Origin of the sequence: Neobacillus sp. CF12 (assembly GCF_030348765.1) — a bacterium.
GTDB lineage: Bacteria > Bacillota > Bacilli > Bacillales > Cytobacillaceae > Neobacillus.
Window position 1 is genome coordinate 5,292,694 of the sequence record NZ_JAUCEU010000007.1, and the last position, 17,473, is coordinate 5,310,166.

The window sequence follows — 17,473 nt, forward strand, 5'->3', positions numbered from 1 at the left end:
CATAAAAAGGGTTATTACCATGAAAAAAATAATTTGTTTCAATGAAAATGGATATTCTCTTGTTGAAGTGCTGGCAGTCATTGTTATTTTGGGTATTATTGCATCAATTGGCCTTGTTTCTGTCTCTAATGTAATTGCGAGCTCAAAAGACAAGACATTTGTTAATAATGCATTAACGGTTGTACATGCAGCCGATTTATATCTAAATGATGAGAAAATTAAGGATAAAAATAGTGTAGATAAAATTACTTATGTGGAATTATATGACTTAAAGTATCTAAATAAATTCCACGATCCTTATACAGGTAATGCATTACCGCCATCAGCGGATACTTTTGTTGAAGTAATAGATGGCAAAATATCAAGCGTCTGTCTTGATGGATATCACCGTAGTCTTTGCGCTCCGGTAGATAATATCTCAGTAGACCAGATAACATTTAAATTAAATAATTAAAAAAATTGACGAAAGCATTGTATAACAAGACGACAAAAGTCTTGTTATTTTTTTTTGTCTATATGATAGGATGGTAGAAATTGCTATTGGTAGAGAGGAGTTATAAATTAGTGGACAAGCCGAATCGTGGCAATACCATCAAAATAAAGTTAAATGGAGAGACCCAAACTTTCTCAGAAGAGCCGATTAAGAAGGAACAAGAATCTAGTAAAGATTCTTTAACTAAAGTGACAACACTAGACGAAGACTTTAACGATCAAGATGTTTTTTTAGAGACTGCTGCCGCCAAGGAGTCGATGGATGAAAGTTTCGACTGGATTATTCCTGAATCTGCAGAAAATGACATTAAGGAATATAAAATAGTAAGTAGTCAGAATTCGAAAAAGGGCGGGAAAAAGAAGTCTGTTTCGTTTTCTACTTTTTCAATTAAACGAAATGGCGGTATATTAAAGTCTATTTTAGTAACAGCAGTTTTTGCTATCTTGATTGGGACGAGCTTTGGCGCACTAATGCTTAAACTAGTTATCCCAGATAACAGTAAACCGGTTGTAACTGAGCCTGAAGTTGTAGGTAACGGGACTGAGAAGGGGGCGGAGAGCAGCGATGGAAAGACAACTTCTATTGTTCTGGGAGCCCAAACCGCTTTTATTGTTCAAGGTGGTGCCTTCTCATCCAAAGATGCAGCCACTGGAGCAGCAAATGAAGCAAAAGGTAAAGGTGCGCCGGCTCAAACACTCACAATGAATGAAAAGGAATTTATGTTCCTAGGTGTGGCAGACTCTATTGAAACAGCCAAGCAAATGGAAGTTCATTATGAAGGTAATGGCTTTGATGATGTACTGCCAAAGCCAATCGCTATTGCTGAAAAAAATGTATCAGATATAAATGCAACGGAAAAAAGCTTTTTAGAGGCTGCCCCTGCCATTTTTCAACAACTCTCAAAGGTGACTTCCAATGCTATTGTTTCGGGCAGCATTTCAGCGGATGCTAGTAAAGAAGTCACGAGTTTGGGTGATAAGTTGCAATCATCCAAAGAGATCAAAAATGAAAAAGTGAAAACTCTAAACGCAGAATTATCGAGTGCCTTAGATAAGGTCAAAGGTTTTCAAGAAAAAAAGAATAAAGATAGTTTGGTTGAAGCACAACAGCATTTATTAAACTATCTTAGTACTTATTATTCATTGTAATCGACAAAAGCTGATATTTTCCGGGAAATTATTATTAGAGAAAGCCTGTCTTTGTTGGACAGGCTTTTTTTACTATTAAAGTCTAAATATTTTGACACTATTTTTTTGTATAAATTGACAAATTTCTTCGAACTTTAATGATATAAAAATTGTTTGCTTCTACAAATTCTGATACGATTAACATGTATCTCCCTAATTAATGCCAAAGGTAAGGTGATTGAATGCAGAACCTCATTTTAGCCTCTTCTTCTCCACGGCGAAAAGAACTTCTAGAAAACCTCCGTTTAACATTCACAATCTCAAGCAGTGAAGTAGATGAAAGCTTTGATCCAACGCTTTCTCCAGAGGATGTAGTAATGGATCTTGCCGAGCGAAAAGCACAGGTTATTTTTACAGAAAACAAGAATGCATTTGTCATTGGCTCTGACACGATTGTTGTAGCAGATAATCAGGTTTTAGGAAAGCCAGCTGACGAAAATGAAGCAAAAGAAATGTTGAAAAAGCTTTCGGGAAGAAAGCACGATGTGTACACGGGTGTATCCATTTTGTCTCCGAATGGAACAGCGCGTTTTTATGAAAGAACAGAAGTATGGTTTTGGGAGTTAACGGACGAGGAAATCAATTTTTATGCACAAAGTGGTGAGCCGCTTGATAAAGCAGGTGCATATGGGATTCAGCAGCTTGGAAGTATGCTTGTCAAAAAAATTAATGGAGACTATTTTGCGGTTGTCGGCTTGCCGGTCGCAAGGACGTATCGCGAATTAAAAAGGCTAGGCTACCAGATGTCATAAAGCTTTATAGTTCATTAACTCCCTACTATAAGGGAGGAACTAGAATGTCGACTAATTCATTAATGATCCGTGATTTTCCTCAAGACGAAAGACCAAGAGAGCGATTTATTCAAAATGGTCCAGAGAGTTTATCAAACCATGAACTAATTGCCATCTTGCTTAGAACTGGTACAAAGGATGAAAGTGTCCTCCAATTATCCAACCGTTTGCTGACAAATTTTGAAGGCTTACGGCTTTTAAAGGCGGCCACCTTAGAAGAAATGACTGAAATTAAGGGGATTGGACAAGCGAAGGCCATCCAAGTACTAGCAGCTGTTGAAATCGGCAGGAGAATAGCGAACCTAAACTATAATGACCGCTACGTAATCCGCTCACCAGAAGATGGTGCCAATTATGTGATGAATGACATGCGCTTTTTATCACAGGAGCATTTTGTTTGTTTATATTTAAATACGAAAAACCAAGTACTCCATAAACAAACCATCTTTATCGGGAGTTTAAACGCCTCTATCGTCCACCCACGTGAGGTGTTTCGTGAGGCCTTAAAACGATCAGCTGCCTCTATCATATGCCTCCATAACCACCCTAGTGGCGATCCTGCACCAAGCCGTGAGGACATTGAGGTCACCAAGAGGCTTGTGGAATGTGGGAAAATGATAGGCATCGACGTGCTTGACCATTTGATAATCGGCGAAAATAAATTTGTCAGCCTTAAAGAAAAAGGGTACTTATAATACTATGATTTTATTTGACGTTGGGATATAATAATGTTTATGATTTTTTAGGACATCTTTCGTGTTAATCATATAAATTACTAGAAAATAATGATGAATTAAGGTATATTTACTTACCTTTAGCTATTTAGGGATCAGAAAGGGAGATACAAGTATGTTTGGTATTGGGACAAGAGACCTTGGTATTGACTTAGGGACGGCAAATACCCTGGTTTATGTAAAAGGTAAAGGGATTGTATTAAGAGAGCCATCGGTTGTGGCTATGCAGACTGACACAAAAGCAATTGTAGCGGTTGGTAATGATGCGAAGAACATGATAGGTCGTACACCTGGAAATGTGGTTGCAATGAGACCAATGAAGGATGGCGTCATTGCCGATTTTGAAATTACGGCAGCGATGATGAAACACCATATTCGTCAAGCAATCAAAAGTAAGAGCATATTCTCTGGTAAGCCGTACGTAATGGTGTGTGTGCCATCTGGGATTACCGCTGTTGAAGAACGAGCTGTGATTGATGCAACACGTCAAGCAGGGGCCAAGGACGCTTATACGATTGAAGAGCCATTTGCAGCTGCTATTGGCGCAAATCTGCCTGTATGGGAGCCAACCGGTAGTATGGTGGTTGATATTGGCGGTGGGACAACAGAAGTAGCGATTATTTCTTTAGGCGGCATTGTAACAAGCATATCTATTCGTGTTGCCGGTGATGAAATGGACGAGTCGATTGTTACTTTTATCCGCAAAAATTATAACCTAATGATTGGTGAGCGTACTGCTGAAGCGATTAAAATGGAAGTTGGTTCTGCTGGTGACTCTGAAGGTATCGATAATATGGAGATTCGCGGACGTGATTTATTAACGGGATTGCCAAAAACAATCGAAATCACAGCGAAAGAAATTGGTGTTGCCTTAAAAGATACCGTCTATGCGATTGTCGAGGCTGTAAAAAATACACTCGAAAAAACACCACCGGAACTTGCTGCCGATATTATGGATCGGGGAATTGTCTTAACAGGCGGTGGAGCACTACTTCGTAATTTGGACAAGGTAATTAGTGAAGAAACCAATATGCCCGTCCTTATAGCGGAAAATCCGCTTGATTGTGTTGCAATTGGTACTGGAAAAGCCTTAGACCATATTCAACTATTCAAAAACAAAGCTAAAGAATCAAGATAACAAATAATAAAGGTAGTGTTAAAACTATATGTTGATTTTCGCGGAAGGCACGATGACTTCTGTGGGAGAAGCGAGATAGGCTCGGCGGTCGCCCGCGGAAAGCGAAGTGCCTAGCGACAGGCAAAGAGCGCCTGTCACTGCGGTGATTATTCAAGGAGTTTTCCTTGGTGGAGCGGAAATCAACTCCACGTTTAACACAGACATAAAAATAGAGGTGTATAATCATGCCACAGTTCTTTTTGAATAAACGATTGATCGTTTTGCTGGTTAGCATTATTGTTCTCGTGGCATTGATTGGGTTTTCGTTAAGGGAGAGAAGTAAACTATCCTGGCCGGAGCAGTTCCTAAAGGATACTGCCGGCTTGGTTCAATCCCTGGTCTCAAAGCCTACTCATTTAGTGGCAGGTTTCTTTGAGAATCTTCAGGACTTGCAAAATACATATGAAGAGAATAAAGAATTAAAATCACGGATGGAGAAACTTGTTAGCCTTGAAGCACAGGTACAAGAGCTGGAAAAGGACAATAAAGAGCTGCGTGATATTCTCGGTGAAGAAGAGACCCTGAGAGATTTTAAACCTTTACAGGCAACCGTAATAGGTAGAAACCCTGATCGTTGGCATGAAATGATTATTATCAATAAAGGGAAAACAGACGGTATTAAAAAAAATATGGCCGTTGTGACCGCACATGGCTTAATTGGCAAAGTGAAAACCGTCAATCAATTTAGCTCAACGGTTCAATTATTGAGCGCAATGGATCCGAAGAATCGGATATCGGCCATCGTCCAAGGCGAAACAAATGTTAATGGACTTGTCGAAGGCTATGATAAAGAGAAAAAGGCACTATTAATTAAAGCGATTCCTTCAGGTGTGGAAATTAAAAAAGGACAAAATGTCATCACCTCCGGTCTAGGCGGTGTCTTTCCACAAGGATTACCAATTGGGAAAGTCATTGATGTTAAACCAGACCAATACGGACTAAATCAAACGGCTTTAGTTGAACCTGGTGCGGACTTCTATGATTTGGAAAACATTATTGTCATTACAAGAACAATGACCCAGCCTGCTAAAGCGGATATGGGCGAAGGGGAGGAGGAGGATTTGTGAAGAAATTCCTACTTCCTCTTTTGTTTCTATTCCTTTTCTTATTAGAGAGCTTGTTTGCCCAATATACCCCACATGAGGTGTTTGGTCACAACTATATTTTAGCTCCTCATTTTCTGTTCGCAGGAATTTTATTTTTAACCATCTATGCCGGCAGAAAATACGGAATCATTTACGCGGCCATTTTTGGTCTATTATTTGATATTGTCTGGATTGAGATTATCGGGATTTACTTTTTCCTATTTCCTTTTATCGCGTACCTTTTTTCAAAAATCATGCACGTGTTGCAAACCAATATAATCGTCGCATTTTTAGTATCATTAGTGGGAATTACCTTGCTAGAATTAGGTGTTTATGAAATGGATTATTTAATCCATATCACGACACTTGAATTTATGAGTTTTCTGGAGATGCGTTTATATCCTTCGCTCATTCTAAATGGAGCTTTTTTATTGATTGCCAGTTACCCTTTAAAGCGTCATTTTGAAAGTTTTGCGGAAAGTTTACGAGATGAATGATATTTGTAATTCTTTTTTAAAAAAGGAGAATACACAAAGCGTGTCGAATTGTATAATAAAAGTATGTTTATCGATAGAAGGGTGCCTTATTTGAAGGCACAAATGTGTTTCTTATTATTTGAGGTGAGTTTTCTCCATGAAAAAGCGGCAAAATGTAACGATTAAAGGTACGAAGGATGGAATTGTCCTTCATCTTGATGATAGCTGTTCCTATCATGAGCTGAAGAAGGAGCTCGATGAAAAACTCTCGGCAAACCAAACCACTCAAGCTGAGCGTCAATTAACCCCTGTTAAGGTTGATGTTGGCAACAGGTATTTGGATGACGCTCAGCGTGAAGAAATAAAAGATCTGATTCGCCAAAAAAAGAATTTAGTGGTCGATGCGATTGAATCAAATGTTGTCCTAAAAGCTGATGTAGATAAACTAAAAGCAGAGAACGAAGTGGTTACCGTGGCACGAATTGTTCGGTCGGGACAAGTATTAGAAGTTCCAGGAGATTTGTTGCTCATTGGTGATGTAAACCCAGGCGGAACCGTGATAGCGGGCGGCAATATTTTTATCATGGGATCCTTGAAGGGGATTGCTCATGCAGGGGTTTTGGGCAATGAAAAAGCGGTTATTACCGCATCGAGTATGCAGCCATCACAGCTAAGGATTAGTGATTGTCTAAATCGTTCACCTGATAAAGCTCAAAATAATGAAAAACGTGAAATGGAATGTGCTTATATCGACGATAACCATCAAATCATCGTAGATAGATTGCAAGTTTTAATAAATTTAAGGCCTAATTTGACGAGATTAGAAGGGGGACATTAATGTGGGAGAGGCAATAGTAATTACATCCGGTAAGGGCGGCGTAGGAAAAACTACGACTTCTGCTAATATTGGTACAGCATTGGCCCTTCAAGGCAAAAAAGTATGTTTAGTAGATACGGATATTGGCCTTCGAAATTTAGATGTCGTAATGGGACTGGAAAATCGTATCATTTATGATCTTGTGGATGTAGTAGAAGGAAGATGTAAAATCCATCAAGCTCTCGTAAAAGATAAGAGATTCGAAGATTTATTGTATTTGCTTCCAGCAGCGCAAACTGTTGATAAATCAGCGGTTAAGCCAGAACAGATGCACAAGCTAATAAATGAACTTAAGCAAGACTATGATTATATAATCATTGATTGTCCGGCAGGAATTGAACAAGGCTTCCAAAACGCCATTGCAGGGGCAGACAGGGCAATTGTCGTCACAACCCCTGAAGTATCTGCAGTCCGTGATGCCGATAGAATTATTGGCCTGCTAGAGAAGGCTAATACCATTGAATCACCGAAATTGGTTATAAACCGAATTCGCAATCATATGATGAAAAGCGGCGATATGTTAGATGTAGATGAAATCACTACACATTTATCGATCGAGTTAATCGGAATTGTCGCAGATGACGAGGAAGTCATTAAAGCTTCCAATCACGGTGAACCGATTGCCTTAAATCCAAATAGTAAAGCGTCCATCGCTTACCGAAATATTGCTAGACGTATTCTAGGGGAATCCATTCCATTGCAGCCGCTAGAGGAAGCAAATAAAAGCGTTTTTGGTAAAATTAAAAAGTTTTTTGGTGTTAGATAATAAATAAGGCCTGTTCACACCTCGTGGACAGGCTTTTTAATATTCTAGTAATTGAAGTGTGAGAGCGGCTCTATTATATCGTGGGAGTTTAATTTTGGGGTTATATGCGTCAGCAATAAAAATTCCAATTGAATCTCCAGCATTCAGAAATGCCTGAACATTTATTCCTGTGACGGTACTAATGCCTTTTGCATCAAAGGTAGATCCTATAAGTGGGTCAGATCCATCTGGCTGGAGGTTGATGTTGAATTCTGCCGATTGTTCTTCTTCTAAAATAACAGAAACATTTGCTGTGATCTGATATACGCCTGACTTGAAAACTGTAATTCTATTTGCTGCAATATCAGGTCTAGTATTTTGGTAGGGGCCGGCTATATTAAAATCGATAAGGTTGCCAGTGCTGAGAAGAATAATTTTTCCATCAGGTAATTCCTGTTTATATAATGATCCATAGGTAAATTGCTTAACGTTTTTGGTTCTCATATATTTCCACCTTGGTTTGAATATGCAATGTTAACTGCCTAGTTCTTCGCACTTAATCACTTGAGGATAAGAAACGCCTCGGGAAATGGAGTAAACCATCGCTTGCTTAGAAGACAATTCTTTTATTAGAAATTCTACTTGAGGAGTAAGTTCTAATGTTCCGCAAGTATAAAAATCGAGAGACACATACCTCTCTTCGGGCCATGTATGAATGGATAAATGCGAAGTGGATAAAACCAGTACCCCAGTTACACCTTGTGGTTCAAATTGGTGAAAGTAAGAGTATAAAATCTCCATATTTGCATCAAGAGCTGCCTTTTTACACATTTTCTCTAAAAAATTGATGTCATTTAGATTGGTAGAATCGCACTCAAATGCGTCAATGATAATATGCTTTCCTTCTTTGGTCAAAGTATCATCATTCCCCTCCGTTTTTCTTTGTAAAATATGGTATGGGATTTATTAAAAATAAATTGTACGGTTGTCCCAGTTTTCTAGAAATTAATTTAATCCTATTAAAAAAGGAGCCCTACTCTTAAGTGGAAGTAGAGCATTTTTTTCAAAGTTACCTTCGTAGTTCTTGTTTATAAATTTCATGTAATTTAAGGTTAGACAAAGTATTCATATGTGAATTTTCCCGAACAGACCGGTACTTAGATGGAAAAACAAATAACGTGGAAAGGTCTTCAGGGAGCGTTTGGCAGGGTACGAATACTTTTCGTTTCATCATTTGCAGTGGTTTCTTTGAAGCAAGGTGAAATCCCCAATCCCCAAAAGAAGGAACTTCGGTATGGTAACTCCTGATATTCATTCCAGTCCCCTTAAGTGATAAACCGATGCTCCAGTATACAAAGGGGGCATACTCTGGCGAATGAGATTGACAGACTAGAATGCCATCATCACTTAGTAGATTGGATAATTTGCTGAAGAATTCTACCGTATACAATCGGCTCAATATTTCATCACCTGGATCTGGCAAGTCCACAATGATGACATCATATGGTTCCTTTTGTTCTTTTTGAAATACCTGGATATCTTTTTGATGAACTGATACCCGCTTATCATGGAGTGCTCGTTTGTTCAAGGAGGCAACCTTGTGTATATTTCTTGCCATATGAATCATCAATGGGTCGAGGTCCACTAAGTCGATATGCTTCACATCAGGGTATTTAAGAACTTCACGAATGGCAAACCCATCCCCGCCACCGGCAATCAGGACTCGGTCTCTCTTTTTAACCATGGAAAGGGCAGGATGAACTAGAGCCTCATGGTAGATTTGTTCATCTAACGAGCTAAATTGAAGCTGTTTATCAAGATAGAGCCGCACATCGCTTGTCTCCAAAACTTTTACACTATCCCCTCGGTTTCCACCTTCATAAAGCAAACGGTGAGAATTTGAGAGCAGATGACGAAGTTCTTTCGTGTCTTCCGGGTCTTGCTCTTTATTCGGAAGAAATTTACTAAGGCATAAGGAATTTAGTGAATTGATAATTGCTTGTTTCTTAACAGACATCACCCGCTGTGAAAAAGAAAACCAAGTTTTTAGGTTTTCAGGAAGTGAACGATTCTGGGCGATAGGCTGTTTTTCTCCATTCAAAGTTAAGGGTTTCTTACAAGCGAGATGAAATCCACAATCTCCAAACCAAGGGACATTAACATGATAGCTGAGGGTTTGCAGGGATGCACTTTTTATGGTTTTATCAATACTCCAGAAAACCAATGGTGAATCTTCAGGTGAAGCGGAATTGGTAACCAATATTCCGTCATTGGTTAGAAGGTTGGACATTTTTTTGAAAAATTCTTTTGTAAACATCGTGCAAAATTCCCTGGTTTCCGGCTCAAGGAAATTGGCGATGATGACATCAAAATGTTGCTTTTCTGCCTTAAGGAAATCATGCATGCCGCTCTGGATGATTTGAACACGTTTATCGTAAAAAGCACCTTCGTTAATCTCAGAAATATCATGTGTTTTCTGGGCAGCTGTAAAGGTTGCAGGGGATAGAGATACAAGACTAACGTGGCTGACATTTGGATATTTGAGGGCTTCACGCAATGCCAATCCGCATTCATCACCGATAATTAATATCCGTTCGTGTTTGTCCGATAAAACAAAAGCCGGATGCACAAGTGCTTCGTGATAGATTCGTTCATCCAAGCTATTCCAAATTAATTGATCCTTCCAGTATAAACGAATATTTTTTGTTTCTAACAAGAGTACGTCCTGGAATGGGCTTTTCCCCTCAAAAATTACTTGGTGAGGACCCATTAATAATTGTTGTAACTCAATTAAATCGTACACATCACCGCGAAAGGTGTCATGGTTTTGACTGGTAGACAAAATTCTTCACCTCTATATTATTTAACTTACAGCCATTATATGAAGGAGCAGAAATAAGGTGTGGCTTATCCTAATATTCTTGTCTGATTTGTGCGTCTTATTTTTTTAGGTAGGCATACTCCCAGAGACAACCTCATAGACTTGTACAAACAAAAAGGTATCTAAAGGTTGGTGGGTATATGCGGTCTACACCAGAGGAAATACGGAGACGAATCGCGAAGCGAAAAAGAGAAAATGGTGGTCCATCAGGAAATGGTCCCGAGCGAGATATTACCTGGCCGGGGGAGGATGAAAAATATGGCTTTAACAATTATTCCTCTTTTGACCCAGGTAAGGACGATGTCGTCCATCCCCTGTTTAAAAAAGAAGTTTTTATCTTCAAGATCTTGGCCTCAGCTGTTTTATTTCTTGTAATTGCCATCATGTTCCGTGAAAATTCTGCAACATTTGCACCAGCAAAGGATTTTGTAATAAAAACAATGGAGCAGGATTTTAAATTTGCCACGGTATCTAAATGGTATGAAGATCAATTCGGTAAACCATTAGCTCTCTTGCCATTTTCTGAGGAAGGAAAAGAAGGAGAAAAGGCTGTAGTAGAGAAAGACCATGATATACCTGTTTTTTCAGGAAAAGTCCTCGAAAACTTCGAAAAAAATGGACAGGGTATCATGATTGAAACAACAAAGGGTGCATCCGTTGAAGCGATGAAAGAGGGAAATGTCATGTTTGCGGGTGTAAAGGAAGATACGGGTAAAACCGTCATTATCCAACACGCAGACCAAACTCAGTCCACTTACGGTAATCTCGACGAAATTAAGGTTAGTTTATATGAATTTATCGAAACAGAAACCATCGTGGGTACAGCCTCAGAATCAGCTGGAGAGGACAAAACGAAGGGCACCTATTATTTTGCTATTAAAAAGGGCGATGATTTCATCGACCCAATACAGGTGATTCGCTTTGAATAGGGTCATATCTTTATTACAACATGTCTATATCCATCCGTTGTTGTGGATTGTCATCGCGATATCAATTGCTACAGCACATTTCCTCGAGCTATGCCTGTTAATCGGCATTATTTTTGTACATGAGATGGGGCATGCTGCTGCAGCTTCTTTTTTTTCTTGGAGAATAAAAAAAATCACCCTCCTCCCCTTTGGAGGGGTGGCTGAAATGGAGGAACATGGAAACCGACCATTAAAGGAAGAAGCAATAGTTGTTCTTGCAGGACCTATTCAGCACATCTGGATGGTAGCAGTAGCTTACGCACTTTTTTCCTTTGATTTGATGTCTGAGGATTTGTTCCTATTATTTTTTAACTACAACATTATGATTTTTATTTTCAATATGTTTCCGGTCTGGCCGCTTGATGGTGGAAAGTTAATATTTATGCTTCTATCGTTAAAAAAATCCTTTCCGATAGCTCATCGTCTAACTCTAATGATTTCTTTTTTCAGCATTGGAATCTTCTCACTGGTTACACTTATAGCCGCCCCGCAACAAATAAATGTCTGGATTATTGTAGGCTTTTTATTATTTTCGCTTTACCACGAATGGAAACAGCGTCGCTATATTTTTATGAGATTCCTACTTGAGCGCTACTATGGGAAAAAAAGCGACCTTCAAGCTCTGAAACCAATTCAAGCAAATGAACAAGACTTGCTCATCGATGTATTAGAAAAATTCCAACGGGGCTGCAAACACCCAATCATTGTTGAAAGTGATGGAAAAGAAAAAGGAATGTTAGACGAGAATGAACTTCTGCATGCTTATTTTTCCGAAAAACGCTTAACAGATAAAATCAGCGACCTTCTCTTTTCTTACTAAAAGGTTATAATATATACAATTAGTAAAAAAGCGAGGATATTATTTTGGATAAGTTAATTGTAAATACAGCATCTATAGAAAAAAGATTTGCTCTTGTAAGAAATAACATAGTTGAAGAGATTATTTTTGACCGACCAGAGCAGCGATCTTTGGTCGGTAATATTTATTTTGGGACGGTCACCAAGGTTTTACCTGGAATGAATGCAGCATTTATCGATATTGGCGAGGAGAAAAACGCCTACCTCCATCGTGATGTGCTCGCAGCTTATGTTTTATCACCGGAAAGGAGTATCGATAAAGAGAAAAAGAGTGTTTCAACCTTTGTCCATCAAGGTGAAAAGTTAATAGTGCAGGTAGATAAAGATGCTACAGGTCCCAAGGGTCCAAGAGTCACGGGGATTATTGAGATAACTGGGGACAACCTTATTTATATGCCTAAAGGTCGTTACGTTGCAGTCTCAAAGAAAATTGTAGATGAAAAGGAACATCTCCGTAGTGTTGGAATGGAACTTAAAAGTGAAGATGAAGGACTAATTTTTCGAACATCCAGTACTTCTGCAACCCAAGAGGAAATGGAGAATGAACTAAACAGCTTACGGAGCCAATATGCAAAACTCTTGGAGAAAGCGGGAACTCTAAAAAAACCAGGAATCATTTACCAAAAAGATACTTTTACTCAAATGGTTCTTGATTCCATAACACAAATGTCATCCGGTGAAGTAATAATAGATGATCTTTCTTTAAAAAATTTTATCACTAACAAAAATCCTAATATAAAAATTACCTATTATAATGGTAAAGAAAATATATTCTCACACCATCGAATCGAGCATGAAATTGACAAGGCACTCAAACGAATCGTCTGGCTCGACAACGGAGCATATTTAATCTTTGACGAAACCGAGGCCTTAACGATTATCGATGTCAATACCGGAAAGTTCTCTGGGAAAAACGATTATCAGGATACCGTGGTAAAAACCAACACTCTGGCTGCTATCGAAATTGCCCGTCAGCTGAAGCTTCGTGATGTTGGTGGGATTGTTCTGATAGACTTTATAAATATGCAAAACGATAAAGATAAGCGTTACATACAAGAAACGATAGAGAAGGAATTTCAGAAGGACAAAACAAGAACAAAAATCATCGGTTTTACCTCACTCGGTATCCTGCAGCTAACAAGGAAGAAAACCAAAGTCTCGCTTTCAGAAGCGCTTCAAGTAAAATGTGCTGTTTGTGATGGGACAGGCCGTATCTTAAGTGCAGAAACGATTGCATTTCGATTGGAACGGGAATTGTTAGAACATCGAAATTCTGACGCAGAAGCAGTATTAATTGAAACTACCATAGAAGTCAAAGAGGCTATCGAGCCACATCTAGAAATGGTTGAAGAATGGCTGCATTTTAAAGTATATTTTTCTATTCAATCTTCTGCAACACAATATTATGTTGTAAAACAATTTGGGAATCATGACGAGATCGCGCAAAAAGCAGGAGAACCCTATTGACACTTTAGCCCATATCATGATAAAATTTTCAATGTTATGTTTGTAGCACCCGTGCTACAACCGCACATCACAGGTATTAAGTCTAATGCGCGAAGCTTAGCGCCTGTATATGGCGAGTCTGAGTTTATAAGGAGGTGCAAGTATGTACGCAATTATCGAAACAGGTGGTAAGCAAATCAAAGTAGAAGCTGGTCAAGCTATCTACATCGAAAAGCTTAACGCAGAAGCAGGCGAAACAGTTACATTTGATAAGGTTTTATTCGTTGGCGGAGAAAACGTGAAAGTAGGAAGCCCATTAGTGGCTGGTGCTACAGTTACGGCTAAAGTTGAAAAACAAGGCCGCGCTAAGAAAATCATCGTTTTCAAATACAAAGCGAAGAAAAACAACCGTAAAAAGCAAGGTCATCGTCAGCCATACACTAAAGTTGTGATTGAAGCAATCAACGCGTAAGGTGTTGGGAATAGATGATATCTATTACAATTAATCGTTCAGAATCCGAATTCGTTCAATCATTTATAATTAGTGGTCATGCATTCTTCGCTGATCGGGGAAAGGATATTGTCTGTGCAGGCGCATCCGCAGTTTCCATCGGCGCAATCAATGCCGTGCACGCCCTAACCGGCGTTACACCTGAGATTGAACAAGGAGATGGGTTTCTCCGCTGTGTTGTTCCAGATAAACTTTCGGAAGACATAAATGAGAAAGTTCAACTTCTTCTAGAAGGTATGATCGTTTCATTAAAGACGATTGAAGAAGAGTACGGAGAACACATAAAAATTACCTTCAAAAAGTAGGAGGTGGAATACATGTTATTAAAATTAGATCTTCAGTTGTTTGCATCTAAAAAGGGAGTAGGTTCTACAAAGAACGGACGTGACTCTATCTCAAAGCGCCTTGGCGCTAAGCGTGCAGATGGTCAATTCGTATCTGGTGGTTCAATCCTTTACCGTCAACGCGGTACAAAGATTTACCCAGGTGAAAACGTAGGACGTGGAGGAGACGACACTCTTTTTGCAAAGATCGACGGCGTTGTAAAGTTTGAACGCTTAGGTCGTGACCGTAAAAAAGTGAGCGTTTATCCAACAGCTCAAGAAGCGTAAGCTTTCAGTGAAAACTCTAACCTGAATGGTTAGGGTTTTCTTTTTTAACTAAAGAGGAAAAAATATCCAATTAAATCTCCAATTTGATCTCCCAAATTAGCCTCATAATACCTCAATTGGAAAACATTCTCGCAAAATTGCTTACTCATGTGAACTTTTTTGATATACTAACAGAAAATAGTTTTTTCGACACTTAAGCTAGGAGTGCGATTATGGACAAAGAATGGGATATCGTTGAAGTGCTGCGGCACTCACGGCATGATTGGCTGAATAGGCTGCAGTTAATCAAAGGGAACTTAGATTTAAATAGAATTGACCGGGCAAAAGAATATATAAATGAAATTGTAATCGAAGCACAGCATGAGTCAAACCTTTCAAATTTTCACTTACCAGGATTTGCTTCGTTACTCTTAAAATCAAACTGGGAAAGTCATATGTTTCAGCTTGAATATGAGGTAATTACTGACTTTCAAGCTGTAAAAATTGATGATTCCATCTTATCAAATTGGACAAAATCCTTCTTTATTTGCTTGGATCAGGCAATCGAGGCTTTTCAAGAAAATCATTTATCAATAACAATTCAACCGCAATCAGATGGAGTTCGTTTCTTTTTTGATTTTAGCGGAATAATAATAAAAAAAGAACTGATTGAACAATTCCTGACTGCATCTGAAATTGATGTGATCGTAAAGGAATTTTCAGAAAACGAACTGGGGTTAGAGGTCTTTATGTCAGAGGTTTAGGCTTTATTTCGTTCGTTTATCAGTCAACTCAGGAGGATTCACATGTTTGTCGATCAAACGAAGATATACGTAAAAGGTGGAGACGGCGGTAATGGAATGGTCGCGTTTCGCCGAGAAAAATATGTTCCAATGGGCGGACCTGCTGGCGGAGACGGCGGTAAAGGTGCCGATGTAGTTTTTGAAGTAAATGAAGGTTTGCGTACATTAATGGATTTCCGTTATCAACGCCATTGGAAAGCACCGCGTGGTGAGCATGGCATGTCCAAAAATCAGCACGGGAAAAATGCAAAAGATATGGTTGTTAAGGTACCACCAGGCACAGTCGTAATGGATGCAGAAACAAAAGAAGTCATTGCTGACCTTGTTGAGAATGGACAGCGTGCAGTAATTGCTAAAGGTGGACGAGGCGGAAGAGGAAATTCCCGTTTTGCGACCCCTTCAAATCCTGCACCAGAACTTGCTGAAAATGGTGAACCAGGTCAAGAGCGCGATGTCATCCTAGAATTAAAGTTACTTGCTGACGTTGGATTAGTTGGATTCCCAAGTGTTGGGAAATCAACCTTATTATCAGTAGTTTCATCAGCTAAACCGAAAATTGCTGAATATCATTTCACAACGATTGTTCCAAACCTAGGAATGGTTGAAACCGAGGATAACCGAAGCTTTGTAATGGCAGACCTTCCAGGATTGATTGAAGGTGCAAGTGAAGGTGTAGGACTTGGTCATCAATTTTTACGTCATATTGAACGAACACGGGTTATTGTTCATGTCATTGATATGGCTGCAACCGAAGGACGCGATCCTTATGAGGACTATCTGACGATCAATAAAGAGTTAGAAGAGTATAATCTTCGCTTAACAGAGCGTCCACAAATCATTGTTGCCAATAAAATGGACATGCCTGATGCAGAAGAAAATTTGCAACTATTTAAAGAGCGTCTTGAAGAAGATTTCCCAATTTTCCCGATTTCTGCTTTATCAAGAAAAGGCTTACGCGAGCTCTTATTTGCAATTGCGGATAAAATTGAGCAGACCCCTGAATTTCCCCTTGAGCATGAAGAGGAGGAAACGGGAGTTAATCGCGTTCTTTACAAACATGAGGCAGATCCTGAGGCCTTCTATATTACAAGAGAACCAGATGGTTCATTTGTTATCTCAGGGGAAAAGGTTGAAAAACTGTTTAAGATGACTAACTTCCAAACCGAAGAGTCTGTTCGTCGTTTTTCAAGACAGCTTCGTGGTTTAGGTGTCGATGATGCTTTAAGACAAAAAGGTGCAAAAGATGGGGATACTGTTAAACTGTTAGAATTTGAATTTGAATTTGTTGAATAGATAGCAATTGGATTTTGAGAAATTCTAGCTGAAGCGCCCCAAGTAGGTTCAGTTCGGGCGCTTAAGCTTTTTCTAATCAAGTGGGGTAGAGAGATGAAAAATGAAAAATTCGATAAGAAATTTTATTTAATAAGAGAAGATGTCTTGCCTGAAGCCATGAAGAAAACACTTGATGTAAAAGAAATGTTGGAGAGGGGCAAGGCGGAGTCTATTTGGGATGCGGTTCAGCAGGTGGATTTAAGCAGAAGTGCCTATTATAAATATAGGGATACTGTTTTCCCATTTTCCACAATTGTTAAGGAACGCTTAGTCACACTCTTTTTTCATCTTGAAGATCGTTCTGGCACATTATCAAAGCTCCTCGGTGTAGTTGCTTCATCCGGGTGCAATGTGTTAACGATACATCAAACTATTCCGCTGCAAGGAAGAGCAAATGTTACACTTTCGCTAAATACCACTGAAATTTCAACGGATATAGATGAACTGCTCTTGGAATTACGCAAACTTGAATTTGTTGAGAAAGTAGAAGTGCTTGGAACAGGCGCATAGAATTGCTCA

The 17,473-nt window shown here is 39.1% G+C and carries 21 protein-coding genes and 1 other annotated feature; of the genes, 18 read left to right on the forward strand and 3 right to left on the reverse strand.

Annotated features, from left to right (window positions below):
* Window positions 1-19: 19 nt before the first annotated feature.
* The 9 genes from QUG14_RS25220 (at window position 20) to minD (ending at window position 7,586) form a co-directional block, all read left to right on the forward strand.
* Window positions 20-454 carry a type II secretion system protein gene (locus QUG14_RS25220; RefSeq protein ID WP_289343203.1) on the forward strand — a complete coding sequence of 145 codons (435 nt, stop codon included), beginning with the start codon at window positions 20-22 and terminating at the stop codon, window positions 452-454.
* 110 nt (window positions 455-564) lie between these two features.
* On the forward strand, window positions 565-1,641 hold the full coding sequence (locus tag QUG14_RS25225) for a hypothetical protein (protein WP_289343204.1): 1,077 nt from the start codon (window positions 565-567) through the stop codon (window positions 1,639-1,641).
* A gap of 221 nt (window positions 1,642-1,862) precedes the next feature.
* Window positions 1,863-2,432, forward strand: coding sequence for a Maf family protein (locus QUG14_RS25230; RefSeq protein WP_289343206.1), 570 nt, complete (start codon window positions 1,863-1,865; stop codon window positions 2,430-2,432).
* A gap of 44 nt (window positions 2,433-2,476) precedes the next feature.
* Window positions 2,477-3,166, forward strand: a complete 690-nt coding sequence (gene radC, locus QUG14_RS25235) for a RadC family protein (protein ID WP_289343207.1) — start codon at window positions 2,477-2,479, stop codon at window positions 3,164-3,166.
* Between the two features lie 154 nt (window positions 3,167-3,320).
* Entirely contained in the window at window positions 3,321-4,343 is a 1,023-nt protein-coding gene (locus tag QUG14_RS25240; protein WP_289343208.1) for a rod shape-determining protein, read from the forward strand.
* A gap of 224 nt (window positions 4,344-4,567) precedes the next feature.
* Window positions 4,568-5,449, forward strand: coding sequence for a rod shape-determining protein MreC (gene mreC / locus QUG14_RS25245; protein ID WP_289343209.1), 882 nt, complete (start codon window positions 4,568-4,570; stop codon window positions 5,447-5,449).
* On the forward strand, window positions 5,446-5,964 hold the full coding sequence (mreD, locus tag QUG14_RS25250) for a rod shape-determining protein MreD (protein ID WP_289343210.1): 519 nt from the start codon (window positions 5,446-5,448) through the stop codon (window positions 5,962-5,964). The genes mreC and mreD overlap by 4 nt, the downstream gene beginning before the upstream one ends.
* A 136-nt stretch (window positions 5,965-6,100) precedes the next feature.
* Window positions 6,101-6,781 carry a septum site-determining protein MinC gene (minC, locus tag QUG14_RS25255; RefSeq protein ID WP_289343211.1) on the forward strand — a complete coding sequence of 227 codons (681 nt, stop codon included), beginning with the start codon at window positions 6,101-6,103 and terminating at the stop codon, window positions 6,779-6,781.
* 1 nt (window position 6,782) lies between these two features.
* Window positions 6,783-7,586 (forward strand): septum site-determining protein MinD, encoded by an 804-nt coding sequence (gene minD, locus QUG14_RS25260; protein ID WP_289343212.1) that lies wholly within the window; start codon window positions 6,783-6,785, stop codon window positions 7,584-7,586.
* Window positions 7,587-7,622: 36 nt separating this feature from the next.
* Here minD and QUG14_RS25265 read toward each other — a convergent pair whose 3' ends face one another.
* From QUG14_RS25265 to QUG14_RS25275, 3 genes are all read right to left on the reverse strand, one after another.
* The gene (locus QUG14_RS25265) at window positions 7,623-8,069 is read right to left on the reverse strand and encodes a hypothetical protein (RefSeq protein ID WP_289343213.1); all 447 of its coding nucleotides are present in this window, start codon (window positions 8,067-8,069) and stop codon (window positions 7,623-7,625) included.
* Between the two features lie 30 nt (window positions 8,070-8,099).
* Window positions 8,100-8,480, reverse strand: coding sequence for an adenosylmethionine decarboxylase (gene speD, locus QUG14_RS25270; protein WP_289343214.1), 381 nt, complete (start codon window positions 8,478-8,480; stop codon window positions 8,100-8,102).
* Window positions 8,481-8,634: 154 nt separating this feature from the next.
* Window positions 8,635-10,407, reverse strand: coding sequence for a spermine/spermidine synthase domain-containing protein (locus QUG14_RS25275; RefSeq protein WP_289343215.1), 1,773 nt, complete (start codon window positions 10,405-10,407; stop codon window positions 8,635-8,637).
* Window positions 10,408-10,586: 179 nt separating this feature from the next.
* On the opposite strand from QUG14_RS25275, the gene QUG14_RS25280 reads away from it, so the two are divergent.
* The 9 genes from QUG14_RS25280 (at window position 10,587) to QUG14_RS25320 (ending at window position 17,464) form a co-directional block, all read left to right on the forward strand.
* On the forward strand, window positions 10,587-11,375 hold the full coding sequence (locus tag QUG14_RS25280) for a M23 family metallopeptidase (protein WP_289343216.1): 789 nt from the start codon (window positions 10,587-10,589) through the stop codon (window positions 11,373-11,375).
* Window positions 11,368-12,234, forward strand: coding sequence for a M50 family metallopeptidase (locus QUG14_RS25285; protein ID WP_289343217.1), 867 nt, complete (start codon window positions 11,368-11,370; stop codon window positions 12,232-12,234). The genes QUG14_RS25280 and QUG14_RS25285 overlap by 8 nt, the downstream gene beginning before the upstream one ends.
* A 44-nt stretch (window positions 12,235-12,278) precedes the next feature.
* Window positions 12,279-13,739: an Rne/Rng family ribonuclease gene (locus QUG14_RS25290; protein ID WP_289343218.1), complete on the forward strand. Its 1,461-nt coding sequence runs from the start codon at window positions 12,279-12,281 to the stop codon at window positions 13,737-13,739.
* A 48-nt stretch (window positions 13,740-13,787) separates the two neighbouring features.
* Window positions 13,788-13,869, forward strand: a sequence feature (ribosomal protein L21 leader region).
* 12 nt (window positions 13,870-13,881) lie between these two features.
* Complete coding sequence (rplU, locus tag QUG14_RS25295) at window positions 13,882-14,190, forward strand: 50S ribosomal protein L21 (RefSeq protein WP_045523405.1); 309 nt, start codon at window positions 13,882-13,884, stop codon at window positions 14,188-14,190.
* Window positions 14,191-14,204: 14 nt separating this feature from the next.
* Window positions 14,205-14,534, forward strand: coding sequence for a ribosomal-processing cysteine protease Prp (locus QUG14_RS25300; protein WP_289343219.1), 330 nt, complete (start codon window positions 14,205-14,207; stop codon window positions 14,532-14,534).
* A gap of 12 nt (window positions 14,535-14,546) precedes the next feature.
* On the forward strand, window positions 14,547-14,840 hold the full coding sequence (gene rpmA / locus QUG14_RS25305) for a 50S ribosomal protein L27 (protein WP_289343220.1): 294 nt from the start codon (window positions 14,547-14,549) through the stop codon (window positions 14,838-14,840).
* A gap of 212 nt (window positions 14,841-15,052) precedes the next feature.
* Window positions 15,053-15,583: a sporulation initiation phosphotransferase B gene (locus QUG14_RS25310; RefSeq protein WP_289343221.1), complete on the forward strand. Its 531-nt coding sequence runs from the start codon at window positions 15,053-15,055 to the stop codon at window positions 15,581-15,583.
* Window positions 15,584-15,625: 42 nt separating this feature from the next.
* Complete coding sequence (obgE, locus tag QUG14_RS25315; protein WP_289343222.1) at window positions 15,626-16,915, forward strand: GTPase ObgE; 1,290 nt, start codon at window positions 15,626-15,628, stop codon at window positions 16,913-16,915.
* 93 nt (window positions 16,916-17,008) lie between these two features.
* The gene (locus QUG14_RS25320) at window positions 17,009-17,464 is read left to right on the forward strand and encodes an ACT domain-containing protein (RefSeq protein ID WP_289343223.1); all 456 of its coding nucleotides are present in this window, start codon (window positions 17,009-17,011) and stop codon (window positions 17,462-17,464) included.
* Window positions 17,465-17,473 lie beyond the last annotated feature (9 nt).

What these genes read in the sequence shown, in the direction of transcription:
- rpmA (WP_289343220.1), top strand. Translation starts at nt 14,547, where the DNA reads ATGTTATTAAAATTAGATCTTCAGTTGTTTGCATCTAAAAAGGGAGTA.
- QUG14_RS25300 (WP_289343219.1), top strand. Translation starts at nt 14,205, where the DNA reads ATGATATCTATTACAATTAATCGTTCAGAATCCGAATTCGTTCAATCA.
- QUG14_RS25320 (WP_289343223.1), top strand. Translation starts at nt 17,009, where the DNA reads ATGAAAAATGAAAAATTCGATAAGAAATTTTATTTAATAAGAGAAGAT.
- obgE (WP_289343222.1), top strand. Translation starts at nt 15,626, where the DNA reads ATGTTTGTCGATCAAACGAAGATATACGTAAAAGGTGGAGACGGCGGT.
- mreC (WP_289343209.1), top strand. Translation starts at nt 4,568, where the DNA reads ATGCCACAGTTCTTTTTGAATAAACGATTGATCGTTTTGCTGGTTAGC.
- QUG14_RS25310 (WP_289343221.1), top strand. Translation starts at nt 15,053, where the DNA reads ATGGACAAAGAATGGGATATCGTTGAAGTGCTGCGGCACTCACGGCAT.
- QUG14_RS25280 (WP_289343216.1), top strand. Translation starts at nt 10,587, where the DNA reads ATGCGGTCTACACCAGAGGAAATACGGAGACGAATCGCGAAGCGAAAA.
- rplU (WP_045523405.1), top strand. Translation starts at nt 13,882, where the DNA reads ATGTACGCAATTATCGAAACAGGTGGTAAGCAAATCAAAGTAGAAGCT.
- QUG14_RS25230 (WP_289343206.1), top strand. Translation starts at nt 1,863, where the DNA reads ATGCAGAACCTCATTTTAGCCTCTTCTTCTCCACGGCGAAAAGAACTT.
- QUG14_RS25240 (WP_289343208.1), top strand. Translation starts at nt 3,321, where the DNA reads ATGTTTGGTATTGGGACAAGAGACCTTGGTATTGACTTAGGGACGGCA.
- QUG14_RS25265 (WP_289343213.1), bottom strand. Translation starts at nt 8,069, where the DNA reads ATGAGAACCAAAAACGTTAAGCAATTTACCTATGGATCATTATATAAA.
- QUG14_RS25220 (WP_289343203.1), top strand. Translation starts at nt 20, where the DNA reads ATGAAAAAAATAATTTGTTTCAATGAAAATGGATATTCTCTTGTTGAA.
- minC (WP_289343211.1), top strand. Translation starts at nt 6,101, where the DNA reads ATGAAAAAGCGGCAAAATGTAACGATTAAAGGTACGAAGGATGGAATT.
- radC (WP_289343207.1), top strand. Translation starts at nt 2,477, where the DNA reads ATGTCGACTAATTCATTAATGATCCGTGATTTTCCTCAAGACGAAAGA.